A 17,850-nucleotide genomic window follows, 5' to 3' on the forward strand; every position below is an offset into this window, starting at 1 on the left:
CACCCATTCAATATTTTGTCGTTTCATCACATGATTACAGAAAAACATTTCTAACAACGAATCAACAGAGCAAACATTGAACCATATCTGATAGATAATTTTATTTTAACCGAAGATTATTGAACAAAAATAAAGCAATAAATCCATCATGGTGCATTATTTAGCGTTTAAGTTGTAAAAAAACCTAAAAATGACTTAACCAGTGCGGTGGCAAGGTAAATGCATAGGATAAAAATGAAATTTTCTACCTATTTGAGACGATCGATATGAGCAACAGAAAACTGGTAAAACACGATGAATTGAAAGACCGCGCACAAATGGTAATTCCAGGAGGAATGTATGGACATCTAAATTCGGCAAGCTTGCCAAGCAACTATCCACAGTTTTTTAAAAAAGCTAGCGGCTGTCGAATGTGGGACGTTGATGATAATGAATACATAGATTATATGTGTGGCTATGGTGCTAACCTTTTGGGGTATAACCACTGTGAAGTTGAAGCCGCAGCGTTAGGACAAAAGATGATGGCTGATACGTTAACAGGACCAACCGAACTCATCGTATCACTAGCGGAGAAGTTGGTTTCTATGATTTCCCATGCCGATTGGGCTATGTTCAGTAAAAATGGAGCAGATGGAAATAACATCGCGATGATGTTAGCTCGTGCCTATAAAGGAAAAAAAACAATATTAGTAGCTCGCGGAGCTTATCACGGTTCGGCAAACTGGAATACGCCAGTGTTAGTTGGTATCACTAAAGAAGACCGTGCCAATATTATTTATTTTGAATATAACGATCCGCAAAGTTTACATGATGCATTTGCTCAAGCTAACGGTGATGTTGCTGGAATTTTTGCAACACCATTTCGCCACGAGACATTCGAAGACCAATTTTTCCCAGATGTCGAATACGCAAAACTAGCACGACAACTTTGTGATGAACACGATGCTATTTTAATAGTAGACGAAGTGCGTACAGGTTTTCGAGTCGCCCGTGATACTTTATGGAGCCAAATGGGTGTTCAACCGGATATTTCTACTTGGGGTAAAGCATTAAGTAACGGTTACCCTATTTCAGCTCTATGTGCAAATAACAAACTGCGCGATGCCGCTACAAAAATATTCGTTACCGGGACATACTGGTTCTCTGCTGTCCCAATGGCAGCAGCGCTTGCGACGCTCAACATCATCGAGAATACGTCCTATCTAGAGCACATTTATGCTATGGCGACAATGCTGCGTGAAGGTATTACTAAACAAGCAGAACAATATGATTTTGAATTACATCAAACAGGTCCTGTCGCTATGCCACAAATGTTGTTTGCTAACGATCCTAAAGCTCAATTGGGCTTTAAATGGACGTCTGAACTGATTGAACAAGGGGTCTATTTTCACCCTTATCACAACATGTTCATCAGTGCTGCTCATAAAAAATCTGATATCGAAGCGACTCTCTACGCAACGGAACAGGCATTTATAAAGCTCGCTTGTTATCGATAAAACACCATTAATACATCAATGTTAACTGATATAGGGATATAAGGTGACTAGTATGGAAAAAACGGCACTTTCTCAAAAGTCGAAAAACAAAATACCTCCAAATTCAGAGCATATGAAACGCTATCTTAAAACGTCTCATATTGTGTTTTTAATTATCGCTTGTGCAGCGCCTCTAGCTTCAATGCTTGGAAATGTGTCGGTCGGGGTGTTATTAGGTAATGGGCCAGGATTGCCTATCGCCTATATTATTGCTGGCGCTATTTTAATGTGCTTTACAATTGGATTTTCTGCACTAACCGTTGAAGTCAAAGGTGAAGGAGGATTTTACACCTACATAAATACTATCTTGGGTAAGAAAGTAGGTATGGCATCAGCGTTTGTCGCTCTGTTTTCCTACTCATCATTAACTTCTGCTGTCGGAGCCGCAGCAGGGTATTTTACTGATATAACAGTCTCGCCATATGGTATCCACCTTGGCTGGCAATTATGGACACTGATTTACTTCATTCTCGTGTCGCTTTTAGGTAGAAAGTCGGCTGATATTGGTGCGCGTGGTGTCATTATTATCGTAATGGTAGAATTTATTATTCTGACTATTTTAGATGCAACCATAGGAATACATAAAACAACCAATGCTCTACCAACTGAGATATTTGCTCACCAATATATGTTTAGCGCAGGTTTAGGCATAGCTGTAATGATCGGCTTTACATCTTTCATAGGCTTTGAAACAGCGGTTCTTTATTCAGAAGAAGCGGTCGATCCAGATAAAACTATTCCACGTTCTTTAATTTTAGGTGTTAGTTCCATTGCGATATTTTATTTCCTTACGAGTTGGTTTATCGTCGGCGGCGCTGGTGTGGATAAAATTATGTCCATGGCGCATAAAATGGAAGGTGAATTAGTCGTAAATATTATTAAACAATATTGCGGAGATACATTTGGTACATTAACTAGCTTTATGTTTTGTTCCAGTATCGTCGCTGGTTATCTTTCTTTACATAACGCGACCACTCGTTACTTCTATATCATCAGTAAAGACGGAGGGGTTCCAAGTTATTTCAGTCACTTATCTGGAGAGTCAAAAACTCCAGTTCGTGCCAGTACATTAACATCAATCATCGTTGCTGCGTTTATAATGGTGCCAGTGTTAAAAGGTGATAATTCATTTATGGAAATTTACCCTAGCACGACAGCATTAGCGACTTTAGGTATAGTGGTATTACAAGCAATTGTAGCCATTTCGGTGTTTGTATATTTCCGTAAAAAAGGAGATAAACGACTCTTTCGAACATTTATAACACCGTTGATTTCAGTGGTTGGTTTATGTATTTCTGACTATTTAATTGTTAGCAATTATTCAATATTAACTGGTTCGACGTCCATGTTGGTTAATTCCACTCCTTTGTTGCTCGTCGTACTTTTTATTTTTGGGTGTTATCATGGACGAAAACGTAAAAAGAACACAAACCGTTTAGAAGTAAGTTACGAGGGATAAGTTAGTAATGATGCAAAAACGTGCTATTGAGCGAGCAAAATTGATTGTAGATTCTGCTATAGAATTGCTGAAAGAACGTGGGGCTGATGATATAAGTCTCGCGGATATAGCTGCAATCTCGAATGTGCCGTTACCATCAATTTATAACTTTTTTCCCAACAAAAATATGTTGTTTATAGAAGTTGCTCGTCAGTTTCACATCCAATTTATTGAACATGTCAAGTCTGCACCATTACCTGATACGCTCACATGGCAAAACCTTTACATCAGTAAACTGATGTCAGGATTTAAGTTTCAAAACGATAACCCTGCCATGATGCGGTTGTTTTTAGGTTCTGGTGTTAGTAGCGGCGTTAAAAACATGGATATTGAAGGAAGTGAAAACATTGCACATCTGATTGCAAACGAACTACTTGAAACTTTTAACTTTATCGGCATTAACGACTTTCAAAACAAAATCGCCATCTCCTTTGCTTTAGGGGATGGCATTCTCGGTCTTTCTTATAGCAAACATGGGAAAATTACAAACGACTACATGACGGAAAGTATCCGAGCCTCAATCAGTTATTTACGCCTATATATGCCAGAGTTTCTTGATGTCAGAAATTGAGATTATATAAAACCAAAGCGGATAACATTATTTTTACGATATATCATATGCTTTGTACTGAAAAGACGAACACAACTTGAATATTCAATCACCAATCCAAGGCTGATCAAGCACGACTTGCTGTTCATCGAAATCAATCGTCATATGAGCTCCCATCGGGGTCACAAGCATTGGGTGGGTATGGCAACTGTCAAAACCATTCACAATTGGCACTTTTTGGCCGTCAAGTACTTCAAGTAATACACCCAGAGGTGAACGGTAGGTTTCTCGATGATCAAACCCTTCATGTTTACCCAAAATAATGGCCCCGACTTTATCAAAAATGCCACTCAATTTTAGATGGACAAACGACCGCTCAACGGTCTCGATACCTTTAAGGGAATCTTCGATAAGCAAAATATCACCCTGCTGAATCTCAGGCATATAAGGCGTTCCCCAAATTCCAGCCATGGTATTCAGGTTACCGCCGATGATGCGACCAGATACTTTACCTTCACCAAGAAAGTCCCAATGGTTCGCATTGGTTGGTTTTGCCTCTACTTGTGTTTCCCAATCAATACGAGCATCCGTCCAATATTTCGGCATCTCATAATGATAGCGAGTCTGAGAATCGCGACATAGGAGATCAAAAAATGACGCAAAGGTTTGATCCACCAGCGGCGGTAATTCACCAAAAGAGGCGACTAATGCTGGGCCATAATAGGTCACAATTCCGGTTTGCTGATAGATGCCTAGCAGCAATGCGGTTACATCAGAGTAGCCAATAATGATTTTCGGGTCTTGTTTTAGTGCCTCATAATCAATGTAGGGTAATAACGCATTACTATTGTTACCACCGATAGTCGAGATTAAACAACGCACTTCAGGATCTCGAATCAGTTGATTGAGTTCCTCTGCCCGAGCATGAATCGAACCAGAGCGATAATTATCATCTTTCCCAGTTAAATTCCCTGCTTTTAAACAAAACCCCTGATTTTCGAGATACGCTTTCGCGCGAGCAAAACGATTAGGGGCAAAAACAGTGGCAGGCGATGAAGGAGAGAAAAAGCCGATGGTATCGCCTGCTTTTAACTTGGGAGGTAGTGTAGTTATCATTCTGATTCCTCTAATTAATTTATACAGTCAATATAAAACAATAGCATACCGTACATAATTGATTTGTGATGAATTGACGAGTTATTAGTTACCCTCTAGCACATTGAAATTTGACTTAGCCCCCCCATCTGTCGTTATTATGTGATAAAGCGCACATATTGCTATGGAGGCAAAATGATCAAAGCACTACACGGAGTATCCACCTATCACTCTAATGCGGTGTCAGATATCCACCTGGCACACGAGACAGGCTATGATGGTGTGGAATTTTTCATCGATAAGCTCATACGCTACTTAGACAACGGCGGTAAAGCTCGCCAATTGAAACAGCGTTTGGACCATTACGATTTAAAAGCTACCTGCATCAATGCTCTTATGGGAGTCGACAGACACAGTGGCACCGACCGTCAAGCGCTATTGACCGAAGCAGAGAGAATCACTCAAGTTGCGGCAGAACTGGAATGTCCAACGGTTCAACTCAACCCTGGGCATTACACTGACCACTGCACAACATCAGACCGTGTAGCCATCATCACACAAAATATCGGCGAGATTGCGCGTATTGGTGAACGTTATGGTATCCGTTATCAAATAGAATTTGTTGCATCGAGCCAATTCAACACCCTGCCACTTGCGATGCAAGTGATTGATACCCTAGGGGTCGATAATGTCGGAGTCGTCATGGATTTTTGGCATTTGCATGCTCGAGGAGTATCGACACCGGAAGATGTCGCTAACTTCGACGCTAATAAAATATTTGGCGTACATTTTTGCGATGGCCGCCGCCCACGAGATAATGAACCATGGGATGAGATGGTGCTACGTAACTACATGCCAGGTGAAGGAGAAATTGATATCCCAGCCTACGTTGCTGCGGTGAAGCAAACGGGCTATGACGGAGCTTGGTCACCAGAGCTGATTAGTCCGACCTTATGGGAAGAGGACCATAAAATTGTCGCAGAGATGTGCCTTGAAAATATGAGTCACTATATCGACTGATCGAACCTCATAAAGGCGTATTTAATACGCCTTTTTGCATCCATCCTATATAAAGTTATGATATTGTTGATATTAAGTTAGATAGGATGAGAACTTTGACCATGGAAGCGCCAGAATCACACCTAAAGCAGCACATTTCACAACACCTAAAAGCCCTACGCGCTGAACGTAAATTAAGTTTAGACGCAGTAGCAAAACTGACCGGTGTCTCCAAAGCGATGCTCGGACAGATTGAACGTGAAGAATCGAGCCCAACCATTGCTAAACTATGGCAAATTGCTAGTGGCTTGGATACCTCATTCTCAGCGTTTTTATCATCTGCACACTCACAACCGCGCAGACAAGAAGACGTCGATTTCCCTGATGATCCAAATATGCAGATCGTGCCCATGATGCCCTATGATCCAAGGGTTAAACTGGAAATGTTTGATATTCATCTGTCTAATCATCATGAACAACACTCTGAAGCACACGCCCATGGCGTACTTGAAACCGTTTGGGTTCTTGAAGGTACTCTCGACCTTTTTTATGACAACGAATGGCACACTTTTGTTACCCAAGACACCGTTCGTTTCTACGCAGATCAACCTCATACTTATAGAGCTAACAGCCCAGCCGTTCGCTTTCAAAATATTGTGCATTACACCTAAATGCTTAAAGGCAATCGTTGAGTGACTTCTTAAATATTCACCAAGTACTAAACCGTCCTTAAGTCTCTCTTAAGTGACCAAGCTTATGCTTTTGTTTGTATACCTCACTATGAATAGGAAAAGGTTATGAACAAACCATTTGTTTGGGATGCGCTGGTTAGGCTGACTCACTGGATAGTCGCGGCTCTCTTTCTCGCCAACTACTTTATCTTGCCCAAAGGTAGCGAACCTCACCAGTGGGCCGGATATATTGTCATTGTCGCGGTGATCATTCGTTTAATTTGGGGGGTAATCACCCATTCGCCTGCGCGTTTATCTCGCTTTAAACCTTCACCTCGTAAAGCCATTGAGCATTTAAAAGAGGTCAAAGCCACTCACCAAGATCATCACCTTGGGCACAACCCCGCTGGCGCTATTATGATATGGCTCATGTGGGCATTACTCTTAGCGACAGGCATAACTGGCTGGGGCACCGAGTGGAGTGTATTTCATCATGCCCACTGGCTAAAAGAAACGCATGAAACATTAGCCAGTATCACAATGACTGCAGTTGCTATTCACGTTGCTGCATTGATAGTAATGAGTAAAGTCACCCATCGTTCCTATATCCGCAGTATGTGGATTCAGAAAAAGTCGACCCAATAAATCGCAATAGATACAGAGTAAGAAATAACTGGAGAATCATAACGGGTGAATTATGATTCTCCCGGACAAGGTCCGCTTCTAGGGTAAGATGAGTTCCTACAAAAATTAAATTCAATTAATACAAGCTGATATACTCGGGAATACCATTTCGGTAGTTAAGCTTGGTTTCTCCTTCAATTAACGGTTTCATGTAGTCAATCATGCTGGCAGATACATCATTACGTTCAGTCGAAATCCAATCCAGTGGAACTTTCTTTTCCTGATTGGCAATCAGTGCGATATCCGCAACAACAAATTCAATCGCATAAGGTTGATCACTGAGGCGATGAATGCCGACCATTTTGCCAGTTTCGCCGTCTAACGCGGCTTGTAGTGCTTTAGCTCCCAGTAATTTCGATTCATTTAAGTCGGTTTTACTCGATAAATGACCAGCGCAACGTTGCATCAAATTCAGTTCAATCGAGCGCACTTTGCCGCCGATGCTATGGCGAACTAAGTTCTCTAGATACTTCCCTGTACCTGAGATAAATTGATGACCAAATGCATCAAGCGCATTACCTTTTATCACTGATAAGTATTCACCTTGAACGTTTTTCAAACCTTCACTCACAGCGATAAGAACAGGTTTACCGCGCTGGAGTTTGCTTTTTACATCATGAATAAATTGCTCTTGATCGAACGGCACTTCACAAAGATAGATAAAATCGGGCCCTTTACCTCCGTTCAAACGTGACAGTGCTGCTGATGCAGTAAGCCAACCGGTATTGCGTCCCATAATTTCAACAATAGTGACGGATGGCCGGTTATACACAAAACAGTCCTTTTCTAGTTCAGCAAATGTCGTCGCTATGTATTTGGCCGCCGAACCAAACCCTGGGCAATGATCGGTGCCTACCAGATCATTATCTATCGTTTTGGGCGCTCCAATAAATTGGATATCTTCGATGCCTTTTAACTCACAGTATTGAGCGAGTTTTTTCACAGTATCCATCGAATCATTGCCACCAATATAAACAAATATGGTGACACCCTTCGCCCTTAACGTATCAATAAGCTGCTGGTAAATCGGACTATCATTCATATTCTCTGGCAATTGATAACGACAAGCACCAAGTGCTGATGCTGGTGTATAAAACAACATATCCAGCTCAATATCATTATGTATGCGTTGATTGATATCGATAAACTGTTGATTGATTACCCCTTCAATCCCATTTAACGCTCCATACACATGATCAATACTATCGTTTCGTTTTGCTAACTCCAGAATACCAACTACCGTTGCGTTGATAGCAGGAGTTGGACCTCCTGATTGGGCGACCATAATATTCATAGCGTATTCCTACACACCTTTTTAAATATGAACATGTTCGTGATTATCCAATGCCGCTTCTTTGGCGCGTTTTTTCTTCATCCTGCTATCAAAAAACGCCACTAAGAACGGACACAAAAACAGCGTAATAATCGATGCCGTTGCACACTGAGCCGTTGCCATAGGCACTAAGTGTGCCATCGATGGATCAGCCGCGGCAATCGCGGCTGGCGTCATTGCTGAGTTTAATGCTGTGGTACCAATAGCCGCCCCCATCGCGCTACGTTCGTCTTTTTTCAGTAAAGCGTTATACAAGAAATAAAATAAGATACCGCTCGCAGCTGAAATAAGACCTAAGATGATGCCTGATGCTCCCGCTGTCGCTAATGTGGAAAGGTCGGTGCTAGAACCAATAGAGATGGTCATAAAAAAGGTCACGATAGGCTGAGCTTTTTGGCACGTTGTCTTAAAGTGCTCATCCAAATTCCCCCATACAAACCCAATTAATAGAGGAATAATGGTGGCAACCAGCGCTTGAAACGGAATACTCGCTAAGCCCGTCGCTCCGAGTGCAACCAACGTAAAAAATGGGCCATCGTTCAGTGACAAAATTGAGATTGCACCGGTATCGGTTGGCTTACCAAACTGAGCTGATAGCGAAATATACAACGAGCTATTGGAGTTCGTGATCGCCGCAATCATGACCATTGGCGTTAACCCCATCCAACCTAACGGGCCAAAAAATTTGGCAACAGCTAATCCGAGCAATACACCAAGAATAAATTTCATCCCTGTTAAGATACTCCCCTTATAAAGAGGCATCCCTACTTGCCTGACATTGATCGATGAACCACACAATATCAAAAATAGCCCCATCATCGCGGGCTGACCATTTTTAAACAGACCGGTAGTAAAACCTCCTATTTCAAATAATTCGGGGAATAGTGTTTTTATCGCGACAGCTAATATTAGTGGGACTATAACTAGACCACCTGGCATTTTTTCAAGCTTTTCTAAAAGTTTCACGTTATTCTCCTTAAGCTATAAAGAGTATGTTGAGTACTCTTATAACGAGGGAATAGCTAACAGCTAACGCCGTTAGCTATTAATGGATTATAAAAAGTTATTGGATTTATATATTTATAATTATTTTACTTGGCTTTCTTTATTTTAATTAAACAGCCAAATGTTCATTTTCATATTCTTTGATTTTTTCTACTTTTGCAGTAGAACCTGCACCAGAGAATTCACAATTTAACCATACATCTAATAAATAGGTTGCTAATTGAGGTGCAATAACACGCGCCCCCATTGTAATAATTTGCGCATCATTGCTTTTACGAGAACGTTCAGCTGAATAAGCATCATGGCAGCACGCTGCACGAATGCCTTTCACTTTGTTAGCTGTAATCGCCATACCAATCCCAGTCCCACATAGCAGCACACCACGTTCGCATTCTTTATTCTGAATCGCAGTCGCTACATCTAAAGCAACATCAGGATAAAGCACGCACTCTTCTTTCGTTTCTGTCCCATAATCGACTACATTGATATTTTTTTCTTGCAGATGTTTTTTTAAAATTTCTTTTAATTCATACGCAGCTTCATCACAACCAATAGCAATATTCATGATTCTTTCTCCTTTAAATCAAATATTTTTAAGCGCGCTTTCTGTAATTTTTCTAAAGTTTTCTGGATTTAATCCAAAACGACCAATAAATACGCCATCCACATCATTTAAACCTAATAGTTCATCTGATGTTTCACAGCTTACTGAACCACCATAAATAATCCGAATATCATCACTGACATCTTGGCCAAAATACTCTTTCACTATATTACGAATATAACAGTGCATATTTTGAATATAATCCAACCCTGCGGTTTTACTTTTACCAATTGCCCATACAGGTTCATACGCAAGAATGGTTTGTTTTAGAAAATCATGATTTAACCCAGATAGCATCGTCACAACTTGTTCTTTTAAGGCCGCCTGTGCACGATCTTGAGCGAGATCCTCTGAAGTTTCACCAATACATACCACAGGAGTAAAACCAAACTCTTGGCAAATACGCAGTTTCTTATTCACAGTTAAATCGGTTTCATTAAAGAACTTTTTACGTTCTGCGTGGGCAAGTTCAACATACTGACAGTTCAGCTCTTTAAGCATTGGCGCAGGCACTTCGCCGGTAAATGCGCCTTTGGTTTCAAAGCACATATTTTGTGCTCCCCAACCAATCTGCCCTGATTTAAAAATAGTTGATAAGCCTTGAATTAATGGAAAAGCTGGCAAAATGAAAATATCCACGTCGGTGATTTGCCCGACTTCCTGATGTATTCCTTGTGCGAGTGCTAACCCCTCTTCGAGAGTATTAACATGCATTTTCCAGCTTGCCCCTACTACTTTCCTTCTCATGAGTTTTCCCTCTTAGAGATTCATTAAATAGCCGTTCGACAATCTCGGTCACGATATGATCGTTACCCGTCATGCCCCCCTTACAAATGAACGGCATATCTTTATATTCACCATCGATAAACCGACCTATATCCGTTTGCGGAATCACGTAATCGATTAACTCAATACAATGAACATGCAGCCTTTCACAAACATTGACCATGGTGTCACCACCTGTCATGTATAGCCCTGCTACCTTTTCTTTCCCTACACGCTGAATCAATTGACCGACAATTTCACCTAGAGCAACGTTAATGCGTTTCGAACACTCACCGAGTGCCAAATTGTATTTATGATCCGTTTTGTTCAGATCTAGCCGACGCCCTTTTAACGCGGTTTCGATAATGATGGATTTGGCTTTAGGATGCTTTTTAATCACCGCCATAATGTCATCTAAGGCATCACGAATCGCTTCATCGGTATTCAAAATCAGATCGATAGCATTGAGATGGACTCTTTGGTTACGTTTATCAGAACACAACACCTCCATCTGCTTTTTCGTTACTTCAGTCGCACTGCCCGCTGCAATAATTACCATTTTATTGTCCTGCGATCGGTGGCGTGTGGTGACCTGCAAATCGGCATTAGAATCATCGGTTTGATGGGTATCGCAATGGCGCAGTGCCAATTTCTCTGTGAGTGCTCCTGGGTCAACCGACAACACCTTCCATTGCAATTCCACTAAAGCATCAGCAATCACTTCAACATCATCTTCAGAGACCGCATCAACCAAAATAATTCGGTCACCTTTTGCTCTCGCAACGTTTAATGCTTGCTTAAGATCCTCTACACCAGCCATCACCGAATCAATGGTCACAAGACCAACTTGCTGCTGAGATTGCTCACTAATCAAACGCGGAATGTAGTTTTCACGCACAGGTGTTTTCACATCATTAAACACTTGCGTACGAATCAGCGGTACTCCTTCAATCAAAGAAAAACCACCAACCATAATCCGGCGTGATTTCGGCATGGAAGGCACCATCACCGCTACATACTCGTCGCCCAATACATCCAGCATGGCATCAATCTCTACGCCGATACCACCACGCAGGGTGGTATCAGTGCGTTTGGAGAATTGTGTAATGCCTAGTGTCTGTAAACTCTTGGTTGCTTTGGCAACTTCTACATAGGCCTGATCTTTGGGTAAAGAACGGCTATCACTACTGACAATCAAACCGTCATATTTGGCTAAGTCACTATTATCATTAAGATTAGAATCACTAAATATTGCAGCAGTTTTAATCCCTGATCGTGACAATAGCACTCCGACCGTGGTGGCACCGGTTAGGTCATCAGCTACAGCTCCAATTACTGGCATACGTTCACCTTTACTGGTTGTCGTGTTTCATTTTGGCGTATTCGGCAACTTTAATAGTGGATTCAAGCATACTTACGGATTGAGCAATCCCTTTACCGGCAATGTCAAAAGCCGTTCCGTGGTCAACGGAACTTCTCATAAATGGCAAACCGAAAGTAATGGTGATTGATTTTTCAAAGTCATACGTTTTACACGCAATATGACCTTGGTCGTGATAAAGCGACAAAATGGCATCAAAGCGGCCATCTTTACCTTGATAGAATACTGAGTCGGCAGGCAATGGACCGACAGCATTAATACCGAGTTTTTTCGCTTCTTCAACCGCTGGAATCAATTGGTCAATTTCTTCGCGACCAAACAGACCATTATCACCACCATGTGGGTTCATCGCAGCAACCGCAATTAATGGATTTTTGAAGTTGATTTGAGTTAACTCAGTATTAATGTTTTTTACGAAATCAAGCACGACATCTTTAGACGCAAAATCAATCGCATCTTTTAGCGCCATATGACGGCTAACGAAGAACACGCGCAATTTATGAGTAGAGAACATAGTGAGCGCATATTTAGAGTCGGTTTCATCTTGATAAAGTTCAGTATGGCCCGGCTGTTTCACCCCAGCGAGTTTGATGGCTCTCTTGTGAATTGGCGCCGTTGATACCGCATCAATTTTGCCTGCCTTACCAAGCTCAATTGATTTCATGATGTAATCCACACTCATACGACCAGCAAGCTCTTGCACTTCTCCGTACACCACGGATGAGCAGTCATATTGGTTAGGTTCAAGAACATCAATCACACCAAATTGATACTTACCTTCACTTGGGTCACTGATTTTGTTGTAAACGATAGGCTGGGTAACACCGATGACGTCTTCAGTTTTTTGTAGGATTGGAAGACTGCCAATGATAAAAGGTTTGCATTGATCATAGAGTTCTTTGCTGTCCTTCATCATTCTTAATACGATTTCTGGACCGATACCTGCCGGATCTCCCATTGTTACAGCAGTAATAGGTTTAAAATCACTCATTGTCATCCCCTTAATTATTAGAAGTATTAAAAGTTCTATCTTTGCGTCTTGTTCTTTCCGACGTTCAAATAGTAAGCAATAATTCCGAGGAAAACTTTTTTTTGTTTGTGTTTTGCTTTCGTTATTTGATTTTTTCTATTTTTTATTGGTGTTTTTTTTGTTTTTGTTGGTGAAAACAGTTGTAAATATCCAACTAATTTGATAGTGTCCGGTTGGATTGTATTTTCATTTACTAAGTATGTAAGGAGCGTCATCTGTGCTAACGTCTAAAAGACACGATGATATTCTTAAGTTATTGGAAAAAAACGAAAGAATTACCACTAAAGAACTCAGTGAATGTTTAAATACCTCGCCTACGACGATCCGGACTGATCTTGCCTACCTAGAAAGCTTAAACCTCATTCAAAAGTTCCATGGCGGCGCAGCGCTAGTCAAAAAAACCAGTCCACTCAGTGAATTAATATTTTCAAACCGTGAACATTTAAATCACGAAGAGAAAAACATCATTACTGATGAAGCGTTAAATCATATACAAGATGGCCAATGCATCATCTTAGATGCCAGTTCTACATCGCTCATGCTCTCGAAAAAGCTTGGCCAATTTAGCAAACTCACCGTCGTCACCAACGGTATCTACAACATGTTGGTGCTTAAAGACATGCCCAGCATCAATATTATTTTTATTGGTGGCGTGGTCACAAAAGACTCCGGGTCTATTGAAGGGTTACTTGGGGAAGATCTGGTGAAAAATATCTCGGCTGATGCCATCTTCTTTTCTGCACACGGTTTGTCACAGAATGAGGGCGCGACAGATTTTAATTTATACGAAGTCTCATTAAAAAACTTGATGGCCAGCCGCGCCAAACGCAAGATAGCGCTGATCGATCACTCCAAAATAGGCAACACGTCTGTCGCATCATTCTGCAAATTTGCTGATATCAACCTTCTCATCACCGATCAGAAAGCAGATAAAGCAACTATCAACGACTTCACTAAACATGGTTTAGATGTCACCATCGCGTGATTCCAGCAAATTTAACAATAAAATAGCCCATCATTGGATGGGCTATTGTGATATTCAATATCTCACATTCTATTTTAACTTTCGGTCATCCACTGGCGTAGGTTTTTCAGCATATGAGTGCAAAGTTCTAATTGCTCAACAGTGACAAACTCATCCGGCTTATGACCTTGTGCCATACTACCTGGGCCACAAACTACAGTGGCAATACCGAGTTCATCAAATAAGCCACCTTCAGTCCCGAATGCTACCGTTTCAAATTGATCATTGTCGCTCCAACTCGCTACTAATTGAGCAAACTCTGACTGAGGGTCCGTTAATAACGGCGGATAGGACGATAGCGATTCAAATTTGATATTCGATTCCGGATGCTTTTCGTTCATTTTCGGCTGTAACGTGTTCTGTGCATACTCAATCAATGAACCAAATGTAACGTCTGCATCCATACCCGGTAGGTAACGCATTTCAATATCAAAATAACAAAATTCAGGCACGATATTTAATGCACTTCCACCTTGGATAACCCCTGTCTGCATGGTACTAAAAGGGGGTGAAAATCGATCATCTTTAATCGCTTCTAAAGACTCTGAGAGCTCCGTTGCCCTAGAAATAAGTTTTGCAGCATATTCAATCGCATTGACTCCATCAGGCGCATACGCAGAGTGGCATGCATGCCCCTCAACCTTACAACGCATCGCTACTTTGCCCTTATGACCAAACACTGGTTTCATTTCCGTTGGTTCACCGACAATACACATTAGTGGCTTATCCGCAGAGGCTTGGATATGCTCGATTAGACTGCGAACCCCCAAACAACCGACTTCTTCATCATAAGAAAAAGCCAAGTGCAGTGGCATTCGTAGCTGACTCTGCTGAAAATGCGGTATAGCGGCTAATACACAGGCAATATAGCCTTTCATATCAGCGCTGCCACGTCCGTAACATTTACCGTCACGTTCAGTCATAATAAACGGTGGAACACTCCACTTTTGTCCATCCACCGGAACAACATCGGTGTGTCCCGATAGCATAACACCGCCATCACCACTTGGACCTAATCGCGCATATAAGTTCGCCTTAGTATGCTCTTGATTAAAGATGAGTGTGGAGTCCACACCCACTGTTTCTAAATACTCTTTAATAAACATCATCAAGTCGAGGTTTGATTCTCGACTTGTGGTATCAAATTTCAATAACTGACCAAGGATATCTCGCACACTATCGACCTGAAATGAGTTATTCATTTCCAGGGACTCCGTAACTTGGCGCTTCACGTGGATCAAGTGCTCTTGTTACATAAGCTTCCATTTGTGGCTCATAATCTTGCCAAAGCTTTTTCAGTTCTTTGATAGGGTTGTCGTCAGCCCAATCAACTCGCAAATCGACCAGTGGCCAAGGATAATCATCCACCACCTTCACTGCCGCGGAATGAACAGGCCCCATTTCACCACCTTGTTGTAACCCGGCTTCAAGTGCAATAAGCAAACTGGCAGTCAAGCTTTCTTCAGAATCCTCAAACGCTTTCACCATGGCATCTATCACTTCAGTATTCGCTAGCATATTACCAGCCGCAACGCAGTTGTTACCTTGGACTATATTATGAATGCCTAATGTTTCTGTACCGCTAAAACAAGCACTTTCGCCGTGAATATCAATGACCGTCAATTGACGATAAGCACTATGCTCATCTTCTTTTATGGCCTGCTTTATCGCTTCTTGAGGTGTTTTTCCTGCTTCTAACGCACTAAGCATTTTGGGGCCGAGTGAAGGCAGGGTGATATTTTGGCTTGATACCGCCCCCACCCCAGCTAACAACCAAGGGCAGCGCGCCCCAACGCAAATACTTGAAGAACTAATGGCAATGCCCAGTTGCCCAGTTTTCGGGCAACGCGCCGCTATAGAGATCGTCATAAATGTGTTTCCTTATTCTTCAGGGATGACTGCAATAACGTCAATTTCCATTAACCATTCCGGTTGCGCGAGTCCCGCCACAACAATCCCGGTCGAAATAGGATAAACACCTTTTAGCCAGCGACCGACCTCACGGTAAACAGGCTCACGATAACGTGGATCTATAATGTAAGTGGTTGTTTTCACGATATGAGAAAGATCACTTCCCGCTTCTTCTAGCAGTTGCTTAACGTTCTTCATTGCCTGTTCAGCTTGCGCGGTAGGATCGCCTAATCCAACCAAATTACCATCAAAATCTGTTCCAATTTGACCACGGACATACACAGTATTTCCAGCAACAACAGCTTGGCAAAGGTCATTATCTAACGACTGGTTAGGGTACGTTTCTTTGGTATTGAACATACGAATTCGTTTGTGAGTTGGCATCATGCTCTCCTTATCTTATTCTTCAATGCGGTATTGTTGGTATTGACGCTGAATCACGATTTGATCGGCAATGTATTTGGCATCATGCCACACGCCCCAAATAAACGTTGAACCACGACGAGATAGCCAAGGTAAGCCAATGAAGTACACACCTTGCTCTTTAGACACACCACGTTGTTGAGCGGGTTTGTTATTTTCATCAAACGCATCCACCTGTAACCAGCTGTAATCAGTATCAAAACCAGTTGCCCAGATGATGGTGGTAATGCCAGCTTCGGCAAGGTTCAACGCCGTGGTTGGATTCGTCATACACTCAGGATCAGCAAGGAATTGTCTCGCTTCTGGCTCTTCAGGAAGATCAAGTTTATTACGCTCGATGTATTCATCTGCCATGTCTAATAACGATAGATAGTTATCATCTCCCGCATTAATATTGGCAGCTAAGTCATTATTAAAATAAACATTGCCATCATTAAACGAATCGGTGCGACCTACTAGGTTCAAACCTTGCTGTGCAAGCTCTCGGAAATCGATGGTTTTGCCACCATGAGCGCCACTTACTGCAATCGTTACATGTTCTTTACCGGGTTCTGTTGCCGTTGCATCCCAGAGGCCGAGTACACCTAACCACCAAACAAAATCACGCTGGCGATAACTGCGCGGTGGACGATCATGAGGACCAACAGAGAGATAAACTGTTTTGCCTGAACGTTGTAGTTCATCGGCAATTTGTACGCCTGACGAACCGGCTCCGATAACCAAAACACTGCCTTCAGGAAGTTGTTCTGGATTGCGATAATGTGCCGAATGGATTTGGTAAAGCTCATCATCTTTTGGCGCGATAGCTGGAATAACTGGAACTTGGAAGGGACCCGTTGCAGAGACAATACGCTCAGCAATCCAAGTACCTTCTGAGGTTTCAACCACAAAACCACGGCCAGTTTCATTGCGTACAACTTTAGATACTTCTACGCCAGTTTTGATTGGTGATTGAAATTTTTCAGCATATTCGGCGAAATAGTCGGCAACACGATCTTTCTTAACGAAACTATCTGGACCTTCACCAGTAAAAGTAAGGCCAGGAAAGCGGTCATGCCAAGCCGGTCCGTTCGCAACCAGTGAATCCCAGCGTACAGAACGCCATGCTTCAGCAATACGACCTTTTTCTAAAACAACATGCGGAACATCGGCGCGGGTTAGGTGTTCGCTCATCGCTACACCAGCTTGCCCACCACCCACAATTAATGTGTCGATATAATTACTATTTTCTTTCATTGAACTATGCCTTTTGGGAGCTGACCCAATTTCTTATTTTATTTAAGAGAGTGAAATCAGCTTATGGCATAGAAGAAAAGCGGTAAAATATTATAAAACTTCCTAT

At 41.9% G+C, this 17,850-nt stretch carries 18 protein-coding genes; 7 read left to right on the forward strand and 11 right to left on the reverse strand.

Translation table 11 applies throughout. The features are described from left to right. Nucleotides 1-266: 266 nt before the first annotated feature. Genes F9817_RS07645 through F9817_RS07655 form a run of 3 tightly spaced genes read left to right on the forward strand, consistent with a single transcriptional unit; the run spans nt 267 to nt 3,604 of the window. Nucleotides 267-1,496 (forward strand): aminotransferase class III-fold pyridoxal phosphate-dependent enzyme, encoded by a 1,230-nt coding sequence (locus tag F9817_RS07645; protein ID WP_161154369.1) that lies wholly within the window; start codon nt 267-269, stop codon nt 1,494-1,496. Nucleotides 1,497-1,548: 52 nt separating this feature from the next. After that, on the forward strand, nt 1,549-2,994 hold the full coding sequence (locus F9817_RS07650) for an APC family permease (RefSeq protein WP_161154370.1): 1,446 nt from the start codon (nt 1,549-1,551) through the stop codon (nt 2,992-2,994). Nucleotides 2,995-3,001: 7 nt separating this feature from the next. After that, nucleotides 3,002-3,604, forward strand: a complete 603-nt coding sequence (locus tag F9817_RS07655) for a TetR/AcrR family transcriptional regulator (protein ID WP_161154371.1) — start codon at nt 3,002-3,004, stop codon at nt 3,602-3,604. Nucleotides 3,605-3,688: 84 nt separating this feature from the next. Here F9817_RS07655 and F9817_RS07660 read toward each other — a convergent pair whose 3' ends face one another. After that, nucleotides 3,689-4,699 carry a S66 family peptidase gene (locus F9817_RS07660; RefSeq protein ID WP_161154372.1) on the reverse strand — a complete coding sequence of 337 codons (1,011 nt, stop codon included), beginning with the start codon at nt 4,697-4,699 and terminating at the stop codon, nt 3,689-3,691. Between the two features lie 174 nt (nt 4,700-4,873). Between F9817_RS07660 and F9817_RS07665 the strand changes: the two genes are divergently transcribed. From F9817_RS07665 to F9817_RS07675, 3 genes are all read left to right on the forward strand, one after another. Further along, the gene (locus tag F9817_RS07665; RefSeq protein ID WP_161154373.1) at nt 4,874-5,698 is read left to right on the forward strand and encodes a sugar phosphate isomerase/epimerase family protein; all 825 of its coding nucleotides are present in this window, start codon (nt 4,874-4,876) and stop codon (nt 5,696-5,698) included. Nucleotides 5,699-5,784: 86 nt separating this feature from the next. Then, nucleotides 5,785-6,348 carry a helix-turn-helix domain-containing protein gene (locus F9817_RS07670; protein WP_237476203.1) on the forward strand — a complete coding sequence of 188 codons (564 nt, stop codon included), beginning with the start codon at nt 5,785-5,787 and terminating at the stop codon, nt 6,346-6,348. A 126-nt stretch (nt 6,349-6,474) separates the two neighbouring features. Next, entirely contained in the window at nt 6,475-6,993 is a 519-nt protein-coding gene (locus tag F9817_RS07675) for a cytochrome b/b6 domain-containing protein (protein WP_161154374.1), read from the forward strand. A gap of 115 nt (nt 6,994-7,108) precedes the next feature. On the opposite strand, the gene F9817_RS07680 is transcribed toward F9817_RS07675, so the two are convergent. The 6 genes from F9817_RS07680 to pdxA form a co-directional block, all read right to left on the reverse strand. Then, entirely contained in the window at nt 7,109-8,326 is a 1,218-nt protein-coding gene (locus tag F9817_RS07680) for a 6-phosphofructokinase (protein ID WP_161154375.1), read from the reverse strand. 21 nt (nt 8,327-8,347) lie between these two features. Beyond that, complete coding sequence (locus tag F9817_RS07685) at nt 8,348-9,331, reverse strand: 2-keto-3-deoxygluconate permease (protein ID WP_202436380.1); 984 nt, start codon at nt 9,329-9,331, stop codon at nt 8,348-8,350. 148 nt (nt 9,332-9,479) lie between these two features. Next, complete coding sequence (rpiB, locus tag F9817_RS07690; RefSeq protein ID WP_161154376.1) at nt 9,480-9,935, reverse strand: ribose 5-phosphate isomerase B; 456 nt, start codon at nt 9,933-9,935, stop codon at nt 9,480-9,482. 18 nt (nt 9,936-9,953) lie between these two features. Then, nucleotides 9,954-10,721, reverse strand: coding sequence for a triose-phosphate isomerase family protein (locus F9817_RS07695; RefSeq protein ID WP_161154377.1), 768 nt, complete (start codon nt 10,719-10,721; stop codon nt 9,954-9,956). After that, complete coding sequence (locus tag F9817_RS07700) at nt 10,678-12,081, reverse strand: four-carbon acid sugar kinase family protein (protein WP_161154378.1); 1,404 nt, start codon at nt 12,079-12,081, stop codon at nt 10,678-10,680. The genes F9817_RS07695 and F9817_RS07700 overlap by 44 nt, the downstream gene beginning before the upstream one ends. Nucleotides 12,082-12,091: 10 nt before the next feature. Beyond that, nucleotides 12,092-13,111 (reverse strand): 4-hydroxythreonine-4-phosphate dehydrogenase PdxA, encoded by a 1,020-nt coding sequence (gene pdxA / locus F9817_RS07705; RefSeq protein WP_161154379.1) that lies wholly within the window; start codon nt 13,109-13,111, stop codon nt 12,092-12,094. Nucleotides 13,112-13,367: 256 nt separating this feature from the next. Here pdxA and F9817_RS07710 point away from each other — a divergent pair, with 256 nt between their 5' ends. Next, a complete protein-coding gene (locus F9817_RS07710) occupies nt 13,368-14,135 on the forward strand; it encodes a DeoR family transcriptional regulator (protein WP_161154380.1) in 768 nt (255 codons plus the stop codon). Nucleotides 14,136-14,209: 74 nt separating this feature from the next. Here F9817_RS07710 and argE read toward each other — a convergent pair whose 3' ends face one another. From argE to F9817_RS07730, 4 genes are read right to left on the reverse strand one after another with little or no spacing between them, the layout of a single operon-like run. Then, nucleotides 14,210-15,376 carry an acetylornithine deacetylase gene (gene argE / locus F9817_RS07715; RefSeq protein WP_161154381.1) on the reverse strand — a complete coding sequence of 389 codons (1,167 nt, stop codon included), beginning with the start codon at nt 15,374-15,376 and terminating at the stop codon, nt 14,210-14,212. Next, the gene (locus tag F9817_RS07720) at nt 15,369-16,043 is read right to left on the reverse strand and encodes a DUF1028 domain-containing protein (protein ID WP_161154382.1); all 675 of its coding nucleotides are present in this window, start codon (nt 16,041-16,043) and stop codon (nt 15,369-15,371) included. The genes argE and F9817_RS07720 overlap by 8 nt, the downstream gene beginning before the upstream one ends. A 12-nt stretch (nt 16,044-16,055) precedes the next feature. Further along, nucleotides 16,056-16,472 carry a RidA family protein gene (locus F9817_RS07725; RefSeq protein ID WP_230389642.1) on the reverse strand — a complete coding sequence of 139 codons (417 nt, stop codon included), beginning with the start codon at nt 16,470-16,472 and terminating at the stop codon, nt 16,056-16,058. A gap of 12 nt (nt 16,473-16,484) precedes the next feature. After that, complete coding sequence (locus F9817_RS07730; RefSeq protein ID WP_161154383.1) at nt 16,485-17,744, reverse strand: flavin-containing monooxygenase; 1,260 nt, start codon at nt 17,742-17,744, stop codon at nt 16,485-16,487. Between the last annotated feature and the right edge of the window lie 106 nt (nt 17,745-17,850).

This window comes from Vibrio eleionomae, assembly GCF_009874545.1.
Lineage (GTDB): Bacteria > Pseudomonadota > Gammaproteobacteria > Enterobacterales > Vibrionaceae > Vibrio > Vibrio nitrifigilis.

Excerpts from the sequence above, each read along its gene's own strand:
- F9817_RS07660 (WP_161154372.1), bottom strand. The coding sequence starts at position 4,699 with ATGATAACTACACTACCTCCCAAGTTAAAAGCAGGCGATACCATCGGC.
- F9817_RS07730 (WP_161154383.1), bottom strand. The coding sequence starts at position 17,744 with ATGAAAGAAAATAGTAATTATATCGACACATTAATTGTGGGTGGTGGG.
- rpiB (WP_161154376.1), bottom strand. The coding sequence starts at position 9,935 with ATGAATATTGCTATTGGTTGTGATGAAGCTGCGTATGAATTAAAAGAA.
- F9817_RS07675 (WP_161154374.1), top strand. The coding sequence starts at position 6,475 with ATGAACAAACCATTTGTTTGGGATGCGCTGGTTAGGCTGACTCACTGG.
- pdxA (WP_161154379.1), bottom strand. The coding sequence starts at position 13,111 with ATGAGTGATTTTAAACCTATTACTGCTGTAACAATGGGAGATCCGGCA.
- F9817_RS07655 (WP_161154371.1), top strand. The coding sequence starts at position 3,002 with ATGATGCAAAAACGTGCTATTGAGCGAGCAAAATTGATTGTAGATTCT.
- F9817_RS07645 (WP_161154369.1), top strand. The coding sequence starts at position 267 with ATGAGCAACAGAAAACTGGTAAAACACGATGAATTGAAAGACCGCGCA.
- F9817_RS07650 (WP_161154370.1), top strand. The coding sequence starts at position 1,549 with ATGGAAAAAACGGCACTTTCTCAAAAGTCGAAAAACAAAATACCTCCA.
- F9817_RS07695 (WP_161154377.1), bottom strand. The coding sequence starts at position 10,721 with ATGAGAAGGAAAGTAGTAGGGGCAAGCTGGAAAATGCATGTTAATACT.
- argE (WP_161154381.1), bottom strand. The coding sequence starts at position 15,376 with ATGAATAACTCATTTCAGGTCGATAGTGTGCGAGATATCCTTGGTCAG.
- F9817_RS07725 (WP_230389642.1), bottom strand. The coding sequence starts at position 16,472 with ATGATGCCAACTCACAAACGAATTCGTATGTTCAATACCAAAGAAACG.
- F9817_RS07720 (WP_161154382.1), bottom strand. The coding sequence starts at position 16,043 with ATGACGATCTCTATAGCGGCGCGTTGCCCGAAAACTGGGCAACTGGGC.
- F9817_RS07665 (WP_161154373.1), top strand. The coding sequence starts at position 4,874 with ATGATCAAAGCACTACACGGAGTATCCACCTATCACTCTAATGCGGTG.
- F9817_RS07670 (WP_237476203.1), top strand. The coding sequence starts at position 5,785 with ATGAGAACTTTGACCATGGAAGCGCCAGAATCACACCTAAAGCAGCAC.
- F9817_RS07680 (WP_161154375.1), bottom strand. The coding sequence starts at position 8,326 with ATGAATATTATGGTCGCCCAATCAGGAGGTCCAACTCCTGCTATCAAC.
- F9817_RS07700 (WP_161154378.1), bottom strand. The coding sequence starts at position 12,081 with ATGCCAGTAATTGGAGCTGTAGCTGATGACCTAACCGGTGCCACCACG.